Here is a 17634-nt window from a genome sequence, read left to right on the forward strand (position 1 = left end):
CATCTCTCCCCCTTATTATACGCCGGGCATATTGACAAGGCCGGCGATGGACGGTATAATTTTACCCAACTGAATAACGGGGTGCTGAGTGTGCTCGGCTGAGATACGGCGGATTGACGGCGTAAACCCTTGACCTGATCTGGATAATGCCAGCGTAGGAAATGGTGGGAGCACTCTGCGTATGATCGGGAGTGCTTTTTTATTTGGTGCGCGCCTGGCGAAAAAAACGTTGGGAGAATGATTATGAAAAGAAGCAGAATACTTACATTGGCCGAATGCGCGATGATGATCGCCCTGTCGACGGTACTGAGCCTGTTCCCGATCTTTGCCATGCCGCAGGGCGGCACCGTCACCCTGGCCAGCATGGTGCCGCTCGTCCTGGTGTCATACCGGCACGGACTGAAGTGGGGGATACTCACCGCCTTCACCCACAGCCTTTTACAGATGCTGATCCTGTTCAACGTCCCGCCCGCGCAGACCTTCTGGGCGTTTGCGGGCGTTGTCCTGCTGGACTACATGCTGGCGTTTACGGTGCTGGGCACAGCGGCGTTTTTCGGCAGGCCGTTTAAGAACAGGGCCGTCAGCGCGGCTGTCGGCGCGGCGGCGGTGGCTTTTTTGAGATTTATCTGCAGCTTCCTCTCCGGCATCCTGATCTGGGGCAGCTACGCCCCGGAGGGCACGCCCGTCTGGCTGTATTCGCTCACCTACAACGGCAGCTACATGCTCCCCGAGCTCATCATCACCGCCGTCGTGTCCCTGATCCTGGTGCCGGTGCTCGACCGTGTGGCAAAATACGAGCCGCGAAAAGTTTAAACGAACCGGCTTATTGATAGCAGCGCCCTTTCTCCTGCGGGAAAGGGTGTTGCTTTTTTCTGCAAAATTTTATAATGGAAATGAACCAAAGCACCTCGTTATCGCTCTAATAGACAGAGCGTCGTCAATGCCGGCCGGCGGAGAGGCTCGTATGCAGCCTGTCGCGGCGCCGCAGTGACGGGCGTCAAAAGGAAGAAGTGATGACATGGATATCGACGAATTTGGAAAACGTGTGACGGCGGCCGAAAAAACGCTGTACCACATTTCCAAATCCATTCTCAGGGACGACGCCAGCTGCGCCGACGCCGTACAGGAGACGATCGTCACGGCGCTCGAAAAGCGCCACACGCTGAAAAATGAGCGGTATTTCAAAACCTGGCTGTGCCGGATACTCATCAACGAATGCTATAAAATGCGCCGGGCGGACAAAAGGCTCATCTCCCTTGAGGAGTACATGGAACCGGCGGCGCGCGGCCCGGAGCAGGAAGAGAGCATCATCTACGACGCCATCATGCGTCTGAAGGAGGAGCTCCGCCTCGCCGTCGTGCTGCACTATATCGACGGCTTCAGGACCGCCGAGGTGGCGGATATCCTGAAGCTCCCGGAGGGCACGGTCAAAAGCCGCCTGCACAGGGCAAGAGCGGAGCTGAAAGCGCTGCTGAACGATAATGAGGAGGTTTGCAATGAATAACAATATCGGCTGGGATAACGTCTTCCCGGAGGTTTCGGAGAACTTTCACCAAAGAATCGCCGACACGCTGAAAAACGCGGAAGGCCTGCCGCCGAGAAGAAAACCCTATAAAAAGCGGTTTCTGCTGCTCCTGGCCGCCGTGCTGGCCATCGGCACCCTGACCGCCGGGGCCGTATACATCGCGCGGTGGAACGACAGGCTGGCCAACCGTTTCGAGGCCGATGAAACGCAGCAGAGCGCGCTCGTTTCCGCCGGCACGGCCGCCACGGTGGAGCAGTCGGCGAGCGCCAACGGGCTGACGGTCACGGCGCTCCAGACGATCGCGGACAAAAACGGCATTTACGTCCTGCTCGATATCAAGGCGCCGGCAGGCACGGCGCTGACGGACGAATCCTGCTTTGAAGGCGTCGGGCTGCAAATTGACGGCGTTCCCGGCATAAACACCTCCAGCGGCTTCTGGAGCGATACGGAGCTCTCTGAAAGCGGCGGTGAAAAGCTGCCGGCAAACGAGCGGTATTACGCCATTCACGCCCATAACAGCAATAAAGCTGACATCAACGGCAGGGCCGTCACCGTCGGCCTGACAAATCTCATGACGGATAAGGGCAAGCTCCAGCTCGAAAAGGTCTTGGACGGCAAATGGGAGCTGCGCTGGACGCTCAGCGCGCCCGATACGTCGCGGAAATTCGACATTGACAAGGTGTGCGCGATCAATGGCCACGACGTGACGGTAAAGTCCCTGGAGCTCTCGCCGATATCCGGCACGCTGACGCTGGACGGCAAGGATATGCTGGCGTTCAAGCCGATGCTCGACCAGTTGGACGAGCCCTTTATCTCCTACCTGCTCATGAAGGACGGCTCGTTCTTCGCGCTGAACGGAATGGGCAGCGGCGGCTGGGGAGATATGGGGACCGACCTCTACGTCAGGACCGCCTCCTTCGATATGCTGTTAAAGGTGGACGAGGTCGCCGGCCTCGTCCTGACCCCGCCGGGCGTCGCGCCTACTGCGGACAACGCGCTGATGCTCTCGGGGCAGGATTAAGGTTTCTCGCACTATATAGCCAAAAGACGCGCGGCAGCTGCCGAAGAGCAGCCGCCGCGCGCTTTTGCCGTTTTCGCTCTGAAAAACATGGTCGGTCAGGTTTTTATTTTTTGGCAGGCTATGCTATAATAAGTAAAATTTTTATACTGAAGAGGATCGTTATGGATATTGCCGCTCTGCTCTCAAACGAATTTAAGCTCAGGCTTGAGCACGTAAAGAATATCATCACCCTCATCGACGACGGGAACACGATCCCGTTTATTGCCCGGTACCGCAAGGAGATGACCGGCTCCTGCGACGACCAGGTGCTCCGGGAGCTTGCCGACCGGCTGGCGTATCTGAGAAGTCTTGAAAAGCGCAAGGGGGAGGTCAAGGAGAGCATCGCGGCGCAGGAGAAGCTGACGGACGAGCTGGCGCGGGCCATCGACGGCGCGGCGACGCTCTCCGAGGTGGAGGACCTGTACCGCCCGTATCGGCCGAAACGCCGGACACGCGCCACCATCGCCCGGGAGAAGGGGCTCGGCCCGCTGGCGGCCCTGCTCCTGGCGCAGGATATCAAAAAAGGGAGCCTGGAAGAGCTGGCCGCGCCCTTTGTCAGCGCGGAGAAGGGCGTGGCGGTCTGGGAGGAGGCGCTGGCCGGCGCCGGCGATATCATCGCCGAAGACGTCTCCGACGACGCCGAAGGCCGCAAACGCCTGCGGGAGCTCATGCTGCGGGAGGGCAGGCTCGTTTCCAAAGCGGAAAAGAACGAGAAGTCCGTTTATGAGATGTACTATGACTACGCCGAGCCCGTGGCCAGGATCCCGAGCCACCGGGTGCTGGCCGTCAACAGGGGCGAAAAAGAGGAATTTCTCAAGGTTTCTATTGAATTAAATGACGATTCAGCTATAAAAATACTGAGCGGCGCGTTCGTCAGAAATGGCTCCGTCACCACGGGGGTCGTTCAAAACGCCGTCCAGGACGCGTGGAAGCGGCTCATCGCGCCCTCCATCGAGCGGGAGGTGCGCAACGCACTCACGGAGCGGGCCTCCGAGCAGGCCATCCACATGTTCGGCCTCAACTTAAAGCCGCTGCTCCTGCAGCCGCCCGTCAAGGACAAGGTCATCCTGGGGCTGGACCCCGCCTACAGGACGGGGTGCAAGATCGCCGTTGTCGACAGGACCGGCAAGGTGCTGGATACCACGGTCGTCTATCCGACCCCGCCGCAGAAAAAGACGGAGGAGGCGAAAAAGGAGCTCAAGAGGCTCATCGACAAGCACGGCGTCGACGTCATTTCCATCGGCAACGGCACGGCCTCCAAGGAGTCGGAAATCTTCGTGGCCGAGCTGATCTCGGAGCTTTTGCGGCCCGTCAGCTACATGGTGGTGAGCGAGGCGGGGGCGTCCGTCTACTCCGCGTCGAAGCTGGGCGCGGAGGAGTTCCCGGATTTCGACGTGACCCAGCGGAGCGCCGTCTCCATCGCGCGGCGGCTTTTGGACCCGCTGGCGGAGCTGGTGAAAATCGACCCGAAGTCCATCGGCGTCGGCCAGTATCAGCACGACATGCCGCCCGCCCGGCTGGACGCCGCCCTGGGCGGCGTGGTGGAGGACTGCGTCAACAGCGTGGGCGTCGATCTCAACACCGCGTCGATGTACCTGCTGACGTATATCGCCGGGCTCAACACGGCGGTGGCGAGAAATATTGTGGCCTACCGGGATGAAAACGGCCACTTCACGAGCCGGACGGCGCTGAAAAAGGTCCCGAAGCTGGGGCCCAAGGCCTATGAGCAGTGCGCCGGCTTCCTGCGCATCCCGGGGGGCAAAAATATCCTGGACAACACGTCCGTCCATCCGGAATCCTACGAGGCCGCCGAAAAGCTGCTCAAGATGTTCTCGCTGACGATGGCGGATAGAGAGGGCGTCGAAGCGCTCCCCCAACGCGTCAGGGAGCTGGGCGAGGAGAAGGCGGCCGCGGCCGCGGGGGTCGGCGTGCCGACGCTCCGGGATATCGTCAGGGAGCTCACACGGCCGGGGCGCGACATCCGCGACGAACTGCCCCCGCCGATGCTCCGCACGGACATCATGGACCTTAACGATCTGAAGCCCGGCATGGAGCTCACCGGCACGGTACGCAACGTCATCGACTTCGGCGTGTTCGTGGACATCGGCGTTCACCAGGATGGCCTGGTGCACATTTCCGAGGTCGCCGACCGGTATATCCGCCACCCCTCCGAGGTCGTCAAGGTGGGCGACATCGTCAAGGTCACCGTCCTCGGCGTGGACACGGCAAAAAAGAGGATATCGCTGTCCATGAAAAAACGCGCCGAGCCGGGCGCGCGACCGTGAGGGCCGTCATCTGCGCGCTGAACTCCAAGTTTGTCCATTCGTCTCTGGCGGCCTGGTATCTGCTGGCGGGCGTGGAGACATACGGCGCCGGCGGCGTGACGGCGGAGGTGCTGGAGGGGACGGTCAACGAGGATTTTCATGCCGTCGCCGCGCGCATCATTGATAAAAAGCCAGACGCGATCGGCTTCGGCTGCTATATCTGGAACATCGGCTTTGTGAAAAAGCTGCTGCCGGCCATCAAAAAGGCCCTGCCGGGCGCCGCTGTCATCCTCGGTGGGCCGGAGGTCAGCTATAACGCCGGGGAGGTTCTCAACAGCGCGCCGCTGGTCGATTTTATTATTTCCGGCGAAGGCGAGGAGCCGCTTGCGCGGCTTTTAAACGCGCTGGCGGAGGGCGCGCCGGTTGACGGGATACCCGGCGTCTGTTTCCGGCGGGGCGGGGAGATCGTCGCGGCGCCGCCGCACTGTCCGGCGGGAGAGCCGCCGAATCCATACGGCAAAGCGTATCTCGCCGCGCTGAACGGGCGCCTTGCCTATCTCGAAACGAGCCGGGGGTGCCCGTTTTCCTGCGCCTTCTGCCTGTCGGGGCGGGAGGGGAAGGTCCGGTACTTCGGCCTTGACAGGGCAAAGCGCGATATCCTGCTGCTTGGGGCGAGCGGGACGCGGACCGTCAAATTCGTCGACAGGACGTTCAACGCCGACAGGGCCCGCGCCCGGGAGATTTTCGGGTTTATCATCGGCAATTACGGGGCGGCCATCCCGCCGGGCGTCTGCTTCCATTTCGAGATCGCCGGGGACCTCCTGGACGGTGAGACGCTCACGCTGCTGGAAACAGCGCCGAAGGGGGCCATCCAGTTCGAGATCGGCCTGCAGAGCTTTAACGGCAAAACGCTGGCGGCGATCAACAGGAAAACGGATACGGCGCGGCTGAAAGAAAATATCGGGCGGCTGGTTTCCTTCGGCAGCATCCACGTGCACATTGACCTCATCGCCGGGCTGCCGCGGGAGGCCATGCGGAGCTTTGCCGGGAGCTTCGACGCGGCGTATGCGCTGCGGCCGCACATGCTGCAGCTGGGGTTTTTAAAGCTGCTGCACGGCGCGGACATGCGCGCGCGGCCGGACGCGTATCCCTGCCGGTACGATCCCGCGCCGCCCTATGAGGTGCTCGAAACGCCGTGGCTGACGGCGCCCGAGCTCAAACGGCTGCACGGCGCCGAGGACGCGCTGGAGCGGCTGTACAACAGCGGCCGCTTCCGCAGGACGCTTTGCTATGTCCTGGAGCGGACGGGGATGACGCCCTTTGCGCTCTTCATGTCCGCGGGCGATTTTCTGGCGGAGCGGGAGGTTTGCCGGCTGCCGCTGGACGACTTTACAGCGCTGGCGCTGGAGTTTTTCGGCGCGCTGGAGGGCGTTGAGAGGGCGGCGCTCCGCGACGCGCTCGTCTGCGACAGGCTGGCCACCAACTCGACCGGTCGGCTGCCGCGGGTCCTGCAGAGCCAAAGCGGCCGGATAAAACCGGTGATGACCGCCGTCAACGCGGCCAATCCGCTCAAAAAGGGCGTGAAGCGCGGCTTCGCCCTGCTTCAGGGCGAAAATGCCGCCGTCTACGCCGATTATACCGACAAGGACCCCGTGACCGGGGAATACGCGCTGCATAAGGTTTTGCTTCCGGGCAAGGGAACGGCGGGCGATTGATAATCGCCCTTACAGAAATCATTATATTCCCCTCAAACCGAATACTGTAGGGCGGGGGCTTGCTCCCGCCGTTTTTGTGTCGCGCCCCACAGGAATGTGGCACGACACAAAAAAACGACGCAGGGGCCGGTGTAAATCCGGCCCCTGCGAAAATATTATTGTTCCTATTGTAGGGGCGTTTGACGTTACGCGCCCGGCTGGACGACGATGCCGTTCGGCAGGGTGATGGACGGAATTTTACCGAGGTTCTGATAGTCGACGGTGAGGTCCATCGTCACCTTGGCAAGGCTCGCGGAGCTCTCCTGATTCTGGCCGGAGAAGTGGTATTCCTGACGGACAAGGGTGTTGCCAACGACGTAGAGGTCAATCTCATAGGTATACCCCTTGCTGAAAGCGGCGCTGAAGAGGTTTGAGTCGGCGGTCGTCCTGCCGTAGACCTGCATGATATCGTCGCCGTCCAAGCGGATGGCGTATTCGGCGGCCTGCTGGCCGTTCAGGCTCACCATGCCGAGCCTTTCAATGGGGAGGTTATTGTAATTTGAGACGAGCTTTTGGCTCACGGTGCCGGACCCGACTTTTTTCCCGGTGCCGATGGGGTCAAGGCCTGTCAGTGCGGAAACGTCGCTGAGATACTGACGCTGCGAGTTCAGCCAATCCGCCGGTATCGGGTCGTTAATGGAGGTCACGGTGACGGACGGCATCGTATCGGTGACGGCGTCCACGCTGAGTAAGGGGGCGGAAATCCTCTTGTAGATGAGATTTCTGGCGGCACCGCCCTGCTGCAGGGCGCATTCCAGGTCGGTCTGCGACGCCACCCCGTTTGCCTGCTTGTCAAGACTGTAGACCAGGTTTATCTGCGCGTCCGGCTGCGGGTCGCCGCCGGAAATCGACTGGGTAAAGGTACCGTTTGCCACGACTTCTCTTGGCACGCGCGAAAGATTTACGTTTGCGTCGTCGTACAGGGCGGCGCGGAGCTGGGGATATTCCGCCAGCGCGTCCGTGGTAACGGTAACGGTATTCGCCGCCGGGTCGTTATCGTAGGGTGTTTCCGTGATCGCGCAGATGTCCTCCAGGGGCAGGTACAGCACCCCATTATTCACGACAGGCGCCGTCTGGAGAGGCAGGGCGTTGGCGGCATACGCCTCCGGGTCCTCAAAGGGGCTTTGCTGTACAAACCCGCTCTTGTACGCCGTTTTTTCGCCGGCCTTGAACCACAGGGTGTTGTAAAAATTGCCGTATCCCGAGCTCAGGTGGTTATACCCCCACCGCAGCGCCAGGCAGGTGGTACCGCTGTCCGTGACTGCGGCCCCGCTTTCCGCGGGACCGAAATACCGGTAGAAGAAGTCCGCGGGCAGCAGCACCGCGCCGTTTTCGACAAGCGGGGCGTGGGAAAGCGCCATGACGTCGCCGTTGAAAACGACGGCGGGACCGCCCGTATCCGTGCTGATCGGAACGCTTGCTTTGGCCGGAGACTGTATGACTTTTCCCAGAAAGCGGTCGATGACGGCGGCGGCCTGCTCCTTGGGGGCGGACGCCAGGGGGCTGAAGGTATTGTTGGGGGTGCCTTTCATGAGGCCGCTCTTCAGCGCCAGCAGCACGCTGTCCTTTGCCCACGCCGATATTTCCGCGCCGTCCGACAGCTCGCTGACGTCCCGGATGGTGACCGAAAGGTCCTCGAACTGGCCCGACGCGTCAAACGCGCGGACGAAGAGCGCGGCCATCTGCTCCCGGGTGCAGGGCGCATTGAGGTCGAACTCGTCCTGGGACACGCCCTTGACGAGCCCCGCCATGTACGCCGTCTCGACATACGGAAAGGCCCAGCTGCCCATCGGCACGTCCTTAAACGTCGCCGCCGCGGGCAGGCTGCCGGCCCGGATGCCGAGGGAGCCCAGGGTCCGGACAAGCAGGGCGGCGGCCTCGCCGCGCGTGATCGTCCGCTGCGGGTTGATATTCCCGCTTTCGTCGCCCGTGAGGATGCCCTTTTCCGCCAGGTCCTCGACGTACGCTCTCGCGTAGCCGGACGTTTTGTCCAGGTCGCCGATCGCGGCCGCCTTCGCGTAAACGGCGGAGGCGCTCAGAAGCAGCACGGCAATGAGGACTGCAATTCCCTTTTTTAACACCATAAGTTGCTCTCCTTGTTATGTTAACTTTTAAAAGCTTAACACAGCGGAAAGCGGCTTATCAACGTCAAAAAGATGGCACGGGAAGAAACAAAAAGCAGCAGCCCGGTAAAGGGCTGCTGCCAGCTTGTCAAAAAAACCTGCGCACATTGCCGTTTAGCAGAGGGCCGAAAAATCCCGCTCTATTTTGCCCAGGTCATCCAATAAATCGAGGAGTGTTACAGACCGTAACTGCTCAATTGCGGCAGCTATCACGCTTTCCAACCGACAAGTGAGGATATAATTCACATTTCTTCCGACCGGGCACCACTCCGCGCTGTTTTGGTTCAAATGGAACATATCTGAAAACAGATACTCCTCAACCGCGGCATAAATGGCATAAAGGGTGATTTCAGCAGGCGCCATCGCCAGCTTTGCTCCGCCTGGCCCCGGCTTCACTTCAATTAGGCCCGCGCTTTTCAGCCTGAGAAAAACATGGCGAATTGTTACGGCGTTCATTCCGGTACTTTCCGCAATCAAACCGCTTGTCATTTTCAGCTTGCCCTGTGATGCGGCAATCATCATGAGCGAATGCACCGCGACGGAAAAACGTGAATTTCGAATCATAGCTGCCACCTCTGACATTATTGTAGCATGATATATAATAAAAATCAATCTGTAGCCATTGACGCAACAAATTAAACGTGCTATTCTGTAGCTGAAAATACTACAAACTATTAAAGGAGAACGCACGATGATAACAATTATTTATGCGCACCCACTGGAAGGCAGTCTGAACTCGGCCATACGGAATGCGCTGGCGGAGCATTTGCGCACAAACAACCAGCCGTATCACTTGATCGACCTTTATAAGGATGGATTTCAGCCCGCCATGACGCCTGACGAACTCAGGACATTTTTTACAGGCACGGGCAATTCCAGCGACCCGCTGGTAAAGCGGTATCAGGATATGCTTCGGGAAACAGACCACCTTGTCTTTATCTTTCCGGTCTGGTTTCACGCGGAACCGTCGATAGTCAAAGCCTTCTTTGAGCGGACTTGCCTGCCCGGATTCGGATATGCATATGTTGAAAATGGTACGAAACCTTTGCTTACCTATATTCAGCGGCTGACAGTTTTGACGACCTCCGGCGCCCCCACTGAAGTGCTGGTCAATCATTTCGGCAACATGATTGAAAATCAATTTATTAACGATCTTGTACGCAATATGACAGGGCCTATGGATGGCAGGGATTCCGCCTGGCTGAATTTTGGAGGTGCCTTGTCCCCTTCAAAGGAAGCATTGAATGCCCATATTGCTAAGATACTGGAGAGGTTTTAGACGTCTGTATGAAAATGCTTGTGATAAACGGCGGGCCCAGGAAAACCTGCAGCACCGCCGCTTTGCTTAAAAAGGCGATGGAAGGGGCATAAAATAAACGGCCTGACCGGAGTGATGTCGTCAGGTCAGATTGGACACAAAGAGGCCAAAACCCGTGGCGGTTTTGGCCTCTTTGCGTATACCCGGCCTTGCGGTGCGGCCCGGGCCGCCGGAATACATAAATATGCAGCAAACTGTTTTAAAACACAAAAGCGGCCGGTGCGAATCCGTAATAAAATACAAAGCATTTTCAGGGGGGATGAAGTATAATGCGACTGTAATATTTTACCATTTATTACTGCGCCTGAAAAAGAATTTTGTGAAAATTGTCATAAAATATCGCCTGTCTGCCCGCTTGCCGCGCCCCCCTGTTTTTTGTGTCCCGGCGCGTAAACCGATGAATCCGCTCAATTTTAATTTAGGAAGGTAGGAATGAAATGAAAAAGGTAAAAAGAGCGCTGACGCTGATCCTCCTCGTGCTCACGGTGGCGGCCCTGCTGGCGTCGTGCACCGGCAACACGGCCACCACGACCCCCGGCACCCCGCCCTCCGCGTCGGCCGGCGCGTCGCCAAGCGGCGGCGGTACCGAGAGCGGCCAGGCCGGCGCCGGAAAGCTGGGCGGCGGCAAAGACATTTACAACGACCCGGTCAAGATCGCGTGGATTCCGCTGTCCACCGCCGGGCAGGTCAATCAGGTCATCGACCTCGTCTGGAAAGACGCGGTGAGGATCTATCCCAACGTCACCATCACCGCCTTCGACCCCGGCTACGATATCAACAAGCAGATTTCCATGATCAACGAAGCCATCACGGATAAATACGACGCGATCATGCTGCTGGCCATGGACACCGCCGCCTGCAACGACGCCATCACCCAGGCGGAGAAGGCCGGCATCCCCGTCCTCACCGTCGACTGCGGCGCCACCGCCGTACATACCTTCCACCTCCAGGGCACGGACTACGGCTCCGGGCAATTGGCCGGCCAGGTGGTGGCCAAGGCGCTCAATAACACCGGCAGCTATCTCGTCCTCGACGCCCCGGCCGAGCAGAAGGCCATCGGGCGCATGGGCGCCGGCTTTATCGATTACATGAACGCCAGCACCCAGTGCAAGATGCTGGAGGACGTCAGCATCCCCAACTGGTCGCAGGAGAACGCCAACACCACCATGCGCGACCTTTTGACAAAATACCAGCCCGGCCAGCTCCAGGCCGTCTACTGCGCCTCCGACGATATCGCCATGGGCGCGCTGCAGGCCATCCAGGCCGCCGGCCGCGACAAGGAGGGTATCATCCTTTACGGCAACGTCGGCTATCTCCCAGTCCTTAACGCCATCAAGGCCGGCCAGATCTACGGCACCAACTATTCCGACACCTACGCGCACTTCTATACCGTCTTCCACATGGCGCTCTACTTCATCGAGACGGGCACCACGGCCGTCACCGCCGGCTATACGGCCACGCCCGTGGTCTACGACACGCTGATCCCCGTCGACAAATCCAACGTTGATTACATCATGAGCGTCAGCCGGTACGCCTACGTGCAGGGCCAGTAGCGGCCGCGCCGGTATTCCAGACGCGGAACAGTCACTTATTACGGGGCCGCTGCCCGGCGGCGGGGCCCCGTAAAAGGCCCCGGCGAAAACTGCAAGAACTCCGCTGATATTGGAGGTCCTGAGAAAGAATGAATACAAAAAACATCCGTAGAATCATATCGGTGCTGCTCGTTTTGATATTGGCAGTCATCTTTTCGTTTACCACCAGATCGTTTCTGGACGCGCGGAACCTTGTTGAGTTGTTCAGGGAATCGGCCCTCGTGGGCATCGTCGCGCTGGGGGCCTCCTTTGTGATCATCGGCGGTGGCATCGACTTGTCCACCGGCGGCATCGTCACCGTGTCGGGCCTTGTGTGCGCCAGACTCTCCTTCATCCCGGGCATCCCCGGCGCCCTGGTGCTGCTGGCCGGTGTTTTGACCGGCGTCGTCTGCGGCCTCTTAAACGCGGTTTTGGTAACGCGGGTGCACCTGACGGAGTTCGTGGCCACGCTGGCCTCCGGCTTCGTCTATTCGGGTCTGGCGATGCTCATCGCCTTCCGGGAGGGCGGCATCATCCAGTCCCGGGCGATCACGAACGCCAGCTTCACCTTCCTGGGCGGCAAGATCGGCGGCATCTACAATATCACGGCGGTCTGGGTCGTCCTCATGATCGTCATGATGCTTGTCCTGACGAAAACGACCTTTGGGCTGCATACATACGCGCAGGGCTCCAACGCCAGGTCGGCGCTCATGTCGGGCGTCAACAACGATTTTATCAAGGGCAGCGGCTTTGTCATCTGCGGCGCCTGCGCGGGCCTCGCCGCCGCCTTTGTCGTGGCCAAGAACGCCGCCGCGCCCGTGACGCTGGGGAGCGACGTGGCGTTTGAGGCCATCGCCGCCTGCGTTGTCGGCGGGCTCGTCCTGGGCGGCGGGCGCGGGGACGCCGTCGGCGCGTTCCTGGGCGGCTTGTTCATGCAGCTCATCCTCAACGGCATCTACAAGTACAATCTGCCGATCGCCTACCAGTGGATTCTCATGGGCGCCATCATCGTGCTGGTCACGGCGTTTGACGCGCAGTTCAACAAGCTGCGCTTCGGCCAGAAAAAACCGCGCCCCGTAGAGAGGAAGGAGGCGGTCGTTTAAATGGCAGAGAACAATTCCCTGCTGGCGTGCCGGGGCATCTGCAAGCAGTTTGGCGGCATCCCCGTCCTGAAAAGCGTGGACCTGGACATCGGGCCCGGCGAGGTGCACGCCCTGATGGGCGAAAACGGCGCGGGCAAATCCACCGTCATCAAGATCATCACCGGCGTCTACGCCATGGACGAGGGGCAGATATTCATCGACGGGGCGCCCGCGGCCATCGCCTGCCGGCAGGACGCGCGAGAGCGCGGGATATCCGTCATCTATCAGGAGCTCAGCCTGTTCCCGGCGCTGGACGTCACGGAGAATGTCTTTATCGGGCAGGAGCTGAGCCGTTACGGCCTCACGCGGAAAAAAGAGATGCGCCGGCGCGTCCGCGCGCTCATCGACAAATACGGCTTCGACCTGGACCCGGCGGCCGTCGTCGGCTCCATGGGCATGGCCCAGCGGCAGATGGTGGAGATTTTAAAGGCCCTGTCCATGGACGCCCGGCTCATCATCATGGATGAGCCCACGGCGTCCCTCTCCGCCTCGGAGACGGAGAAGCTCTTTGAGACGATCGACAGCCTGCGCAAAAAGGGCACGAGCATCCTCTATATCTCCCACCGGCTGGAGGAGATCTACCGGCTGGCCGACCGGCTCACCGTCATGCGCGACGGGGAGAACGTCGGCGTTCTGACGCGGGACGAGATCACGCCCCAAAAGGTCACCGCCATGATGATCGGCCACGAACTCAAGGAGGACAAAAACAGGGAGCGGCGCCACAGATTCGAGGGCAACCGCCTGGAGGTCAAAGGGCTCTGGTACAAGGACCTGCTGCGGGACGTGAGCTTTACGGCGTACGGGGGTGAAATCCTCGGCATCGGCGGGCTCGTGGGCTCCGGCAGGACGGAGCTCATCCGGTGCGTCTACGGCGCTGCCCGGCCCAGCCGCGGCGAAATCGCCTTAAACGGCAGGCCGGTGAGCCGGTCGGTTGGGAAAAACATCAAGGCCGGCTTCGGCCTGGTGCCGGAGGACCGGCGCGGCGAGGGCTTCGTGCCGCTCCTGTCCATCGAGAAAAATCTCGCCGCCGCCAGCTATGACAGACTGGCCAGCTTCGGCTTTGTCAGCCGGAAAAAGGAGGTCGCTTTCGCCACGGAGGCCATCAGGAGCTACGATATCCGCCCGCCGGTGCGGCAGCTGCCGGTGGGCAATCTCTCCGGCGGCAACCAGCAAAAGGTGGTCCTCGGCCGGTGGCTGTCCCGGAAGCCCCGGGTGCTGCTCCTGGACGAACCCACGGCCGGGGTCGACGTGGGCGTCAAGCACGAGCTGTATCACTACATGCGGGCCCTGGCGCTGTCCGGCTCCATCGTCGTCATGGTCTCGTCGGACCTGGAGGAGCTGACCCGGGTCTCCGACCGCATCCTTGTCATGTACGGCGGCCGCTTCTTTGAGGAATTCGAGCACGAAAAGGCGACACAGTCCGCCGTCCTGCTGGCCGCCTCCGGCCAGCACACCGGGGAGGGCGCCGCGCTATGAAAAAGGTGATCGGTTTCCTGGGCAACCCCTGGGGTCAGCGGCTGACGATCCTGGTCATCATCGCGGTCGTCATGGCCGTCTTCCAGCAGAATTTCTTCAGGCCGTCGAACTTCTCCAGCATCCTGCTGGCGATCTCCCTGTACGGCATCATGGCCTGCGGCATGCTCTTCGTTGTGCTGCTCGGCGGCATCGACCTGTCGGTGGGCTCCATGGCGGCGATGACGGCGTCGATTCTGGCCATGAGCGCCCAGAGCAGCGGGTATACGGCGGCCGGGTTTATCACGGGCGTCCTGCTGGGGCTCGCCGCCTGCGTCGCCGTCGGCATTGTCCACGGCGTCCTTGTCACGTATTTCGCCATCCCGGCATTCGTCGTGACGCTGGCGACGAAGTATATCGTCTACGGGCTCGTGCTGCTGGTCACGGGCGGCCACTTCGTGCAGATCATCGACAAGGGCATCCTGTATCAGCTGGGCAACGCCAGGCTGTTCGGGGCAATCCCCATGCCGGAGGTGATCTTTATCCTCTATGCCGTCCTCTGCGCCGTCATTTTGGGCAAAACCGTCTTCGGGCGGCGGCTGTACGCCACGGGCGGCAATCCCGTGGCGTCAAAGCTCGTCGGCGTCAAAACGAACGGCACCGTGCTCGTCTCCTACGTCATCTGCAGCATTTCGGCCGGCATCGGCGGCATGATCCTGGCATCCATGAACATGCAGGCCGGCCCCACCACTGCGGGCGGCTACGAGGGCAATGTTTTAACGGCGATGGTCGTCGGCGGCCTCAACCTGGCCGGCGGCGAGGGCGGCGTGGTGGGCGCCATCTTCGGCGCGCTCCTGGTCGGCATCATCAACAACATGCTGATCCTCCTGGGCGTCCCCTCCGATTACACCACGTTTGTCCAGGGCGTCATCATCATCGCCGCCGTCTCGCTCAACATGTACACCAGCCGCCGCAGCCAGGGCCTGACGCGCCGGCGGACAAAAAAACCGCCGGAAAAGATCCCGGTAACAAGGTAGGGCAAGGGCTCTGCCCTTGCCGCCGCTATCCCCGTCCGTGCCGCCCGCGTCCTCATTCGTACCGCCCCTACGGCCTTGCCTCCCTCGGACAAGGGAGGTGGCGCGAAGCGCCGGAAGGAGTGAAGCTTGTGCCGCGCGGCTGAGTGTGAGTTTCCGCCGCGCCGGGAAGGTTCCCTCCTTCAGTCGCCCACGGGCGACAGCTCCCTCGTCTGAGGGAGCCTTGGAAGGGGGCGGCCCGCCGTCGTTCCCCGCCGCCCATCTCGAAATTCCATATTTTCACACCGGGGCATTGCGTGATATAATCGCAGGTAACAGGAGGCGGAGCGCCAGACGTTCCGGATTTTATTATGAAATATAAACACCTTTTCGAGCCGATCCAGCTGGGGAAGCAGCTTTTCCGCAACAGGATATTCGCCTCGCCCCAGGATTTTCCCGGGCTCACGTCCGACCGGTTTCTGACGAAGGACGGCACGGCGTTTTACGAGCTGAAGGCGCAGGGGGGGTACGCCTCCGTCTGCGTGGGCGATTTCATGGTGGACTCCCGGGCCGGGCACAGCCATCCCTTCCAGCTGCGCGGCGACGACGTCAGGGGCAAGGTCAGCCTCACGCTGACGGCCAACGCCATCACGCGCCACGGCGCCGTGGCGTCGGCGGAACTCAACCACGCCGGCATCAACGCCAACGTGATGGCGGAGCGGGAGGGCTTTATTTACGGCTTTACCGACGGCGTCCGCCCGGACGGCGTGCCGGTCAGGGCCATGGACGAGGCGTGGATCGAGCGCCTGATCGGCCTGTTTGCCTCGGGCGCGGCGTTTGCCCGCCAGTGCGGGTTCAACATGGTCACCATCCACGGCGGCCACGGCTGGCTGTTTTCGCAGTTCATGTCGCCCCGGGACAACAAGCGGACGGACCGCTGGGGCGGCACCTTTGAAAACCGCATGCGCTTTCCGCTTTCAGCCATCGAGGCAATCCGCAAGGCCGTGGGGCCCGGCTTCCCTGTCGAAATTCGGCTGAGCGGCGCGGAATACTTAGGCGACGACGGGTATGACCTGGATTACGGCACGGCCATCGCCAAAGCGCTGGACGGCAAGGTGGACCTCATCCACGTCTCCGCCGGACACCATGAGATCGACGCGGCCAGCATGGTGACGCACCCCAGCATGTTCATGCCGGACGGCGTCAACGTCCATCTGGCCGCGGAGATCAAAAAGCATGTCAAAACGCCGGTGGCCACCGTCGGCGCGCTGACGGACCCCGTTATGATGGAGGAGATCATCGCCTCCGGCCAGGCCGACGTGGTGGCGCTGGGCCGGCAGACGCTGGCCGACCCGAACCTGCCGCTGAAGGCGCGGGCGGGCCGGGAGGACGAGATCAACAGGTGCCTGCGGTGCTACAACTGCTTTTCCTACTCCACGATGGGCGGTGTCTTTTACTGCGCCACAAACCCCGTCATCGGCAACGAGCTGGAAAGCATGTTCGACATTCCGCCCCGCAAAAAGAAAACCGTCCTCGTGGCGGGCGGCGGCATCGGCGGCATGCAGGCGGCGCTGACGGCGTCAGAGCGGGGCCACAAGGTCATATTGTGCGAGAAATCCGGCCGCCTCGGCGGCGTGCTGCGCTGCGAGGCGCATATTCCGTTCAAGAAGCATTTGGAGGAGTATCTGGATCTCCAGGCGCGGCTCATCTCCCGGTCGACCGTGGAGGTGCGCCTGAACACGGAAGTGACGCCGGAGAGCGTGGCGGCACTCAAGCCCGACGTCGTCATCGCGGCGCTCGGTTCCCGGCCCGTCGCGCCGCGCATCCCCGGCATCGACGGCGACAATGTTTTCGGGGCCGAGGACGTCTACGACAGGCCGGAGCTCGTGGGCAAAAGGGCGGTCATCCTGGGCGGCGGCCTCGTGGGACTGGAGCTGGGCGTCTATCTGGCCGAAACGGGCCGGGAGGTGACGGTTGTGGAGCTGCTGCCGCGCACCTGCGCCTCCCCCGACGACAAGGAGACCTCCGAGCGGTTCTCCGCCTTCGGGGGCATGGTGGTGGGGGACCCGCTCGTCCACGGCATCGCCATCCGGGAGTATCTTAAAAAGCTGCCGAATATGACGATCCGCACGTCCACAAAGGCGCTGGAGATTAACGATAACGGTATCGCCGTCGAAGGGCCGGACGGCGTCCAAACCATCGGCGCCGACACGATTATTTACGCCGTCGGGCAGCGCCCCCTCCGCGAGGAGGCTCAGGCCCTTGCCGCCGCCGCGCCGGAGTTTCACGCCCTCGGCGACTGCGTAACGCCGCGCAACATCTTTTCGGCCACTCAGGCGGCCTGGTCGACCGCCCGCGATATCGGCCGGGTGTGACAGATAAAGCCGCCCTGAGGCGGCGGAGGAGGTAAAA

The 17634-nt window shown here is 61.1% G+C and carries 14 protein-coding genes and 1 riboswitch; of the genes, 12 read left to right on the forward strand and 2 right to left on the reverse strand.

Features of this window, described 5'->3' with window-relative positions; translation table 11 throughout:
• Positions 1 to 67: 67 nt before the first annotated feature.
• A riboswitch (TPP riboswitch) is annotated at positions 68 to 178 on the forward strand.
• Between the two features lie 65 nt (positions 179 to 243).
• The 5 genes from thiT to BUB60_RS11930 all read left to right on the forward strand — a co-directional run bounded on the left by thiT (position 244) and on the right by BUB60_RS11930 (position 6564).
• On the forward strand, positions 244 to 813 hold the full coding sequence (gene thiT, locus BUB60_RS11910) for an energy-coupled thiamine transporter ThiT (RefSeq protein ID WP_073079271.1): 570 nt from the start codon (positions 244 to 246) through the stop codon (positions 811 to 813).
• Positions 814 to 1018: 205 nt separating this feature from the next.
• The gene (locus BUB60_RS11915) at positions 1019 to 1504 is read left to right on the forward strand and encodes an RNA polymerase sigma factor (protein WP_073079282.1); all 486 of its coding nucleotides are present in this window, start codon (positions 1019 to 1021) and stop codon (positions 1502 to 1504) included.
• On the forward strand, positions 1497 to 2546 hold the full coding sequence (locus BUB60_RS11920) for a DUF4179 domain-containing protein (protein ID WP_073079284.1): 1050 nt from the start codon (positions 1497 to 1499) through the stop codon (positions 2544 to 2546). The genes BUB60_RS11915 and BUB60_RS11920 overlap by 8 nt, the downstream gene beginning before the upstream one ends.
• Before the next feature lie 161 nt (positions 2547 to 2707).
• Positions 2708 to 4870 (forward strand): Tex family protein, encoded by a 2163-nt coding sequence (locus BUB60_RS11925; protein ID WP_073079287.1) that lies wholly within the window; start codon positions 2708 to 2710, stop codon positions 4868 to 4870.
• Positions 4867 to 6564, forward strand: a complete 1698-nt coding sequence (locus BUB60_RS11930; RefSeq protein WP_073079290.1) for a B12-binding domain-containing radical SAM protein — start codon at positions 4867 to 4869, stop codon at positions 6562 to 6564. The genes BUB60_RS11925 and BUB60_RS11930 overlap by 4 nt, the downstream gene beginning before the upstream one ends.
• A 185-nt stretch (positions 6565 to 6749) precedes the next feature.
• On the opposite strand, the gene BUB60_RS11935 is transcribed toward BUB60_RS11930, so the two are convergent.
• Positions 6750 to 8687, reverse strand: coding sequence for an S-layer homology domain-containing protein (locus BUB60_RS11935; RefSeq protein WP_073079292.1), 1938 nt, complete (start codon positions 8685 to 8687; stop codon positions 6750 to 6752).
• 153 nt (positions 8688 to 8840) lie between these two features.
• On the reverse strand, positions 8841 to 9290 hold the full coding sequence (locus tag BUB60_RS11940) for an Rrf2 family transcriptional regulator (protein ID WP_073079294.1): 450 nt from the start codon (positions 9288 to 9290) through the stop codon (positions 8841 to 8843).
• Between the two features lie 127 nt (positions 9291 to 9417).
• Between BUB60_RS11940 and BUB60_RS11945 the strand changes: the two genes are divergently transcribed.
• The 7 genes from BUB60_RS11945 (at position 9418) to BUB60_RS11970 (ending at position 17597) form a co-directional block, all read left to right on the forward strand.
• Positions 9418 to 10005, forward strand: coding sequence for an NAD(P)H-dependent oxidoreductase (locus BUB60_RS11945; protein ID WP_073079296.1), 588 nt, complete (start codon positions 9418 to 9420; stop codon positions 10003 to 10005).
• 154 nt (positions 10006 to 10159) lie between these two features.
• Positions 10160 to 10474 (forward strand): hypothetical protein, encoded by a 315-nt coding sequence (locus BUB60_RS19800; RefSeq protein ID WP_143162335.1) that lies wholly within the window; start codon positions 10160 to 10162, stop codon positions 10472 to 10474.
• 7 nt (positions 10475 to 10481) lie between these two features.
• Positions 10482 to 11597 (forward strand): sugar ABC transporter substrate-binding protein, encoded by a 1116-nt coding sequence (locus BUB60_RS11950; RefSeq protein ID WP_073079298.1) that lies wholly within the window; start codon positions 10482 to 10484, stop codon positions 11595 to 11597.
• Positions 11598 to 11725: 128 nt separating this feature from the next.
• Complete coding sequence (locus tag BUB60_RS11955) at positions 11726 to 12718, forward strand: ABC transporter permease (RefSeq protein ID WP_073079301.1); 993 nt, start codon at positions 11726 to 11728, stop codon at positions 12716 to 12718.
• Complete coding sequence (locus BUB60_RS11960) at positions 12719 to 14233, forward strand: sugar ABC transporter ATP-binding protein (RefSeq protein WP_073079303.1); 1515 nt, start codon at positions 12719 to 12721, stop codon at positions 14231 to 14233. It begins immediately after the preceding gene.
• Complete coding sequence (locus tag BUB60_RS11965) at positions 14230 to 15246, forward strand: ABC transporter permease (protein WP_073079305.1); 1017 nt, start codon at positions 14230 to 14232, stop codon at positions 15244 to 15246. Before BUB60_RS11960 ends, BUB60_RS11965 begins: the two co-directional genes overlap by 4 nt.
• 347 nt (positions 15247 to 15593) lie before the next feature.
• A complete protein-coding gene (locus BUB60_RS11970) occupies positions 15594 to 17597 on the forward strand; it encodes an oxidoreductase (RefSeq protein WP_073079307.1) in 2004 nt (667 codons plus the stop codon).
• The last annotated feature ends 37 nt before the right edge of the window (positions 17598 to 17634 follow it).

This window comes from Sporobacter termitidis DSM 10068 (assembly GCF_900130065.1).
In the GTDB taxonomy this organism is placed as follows: Bacteria; Bacillota; Clostridia; order Oscillospirales; family Oscillospiraceae; genus Sporobacter; species Sporobacter termitidis.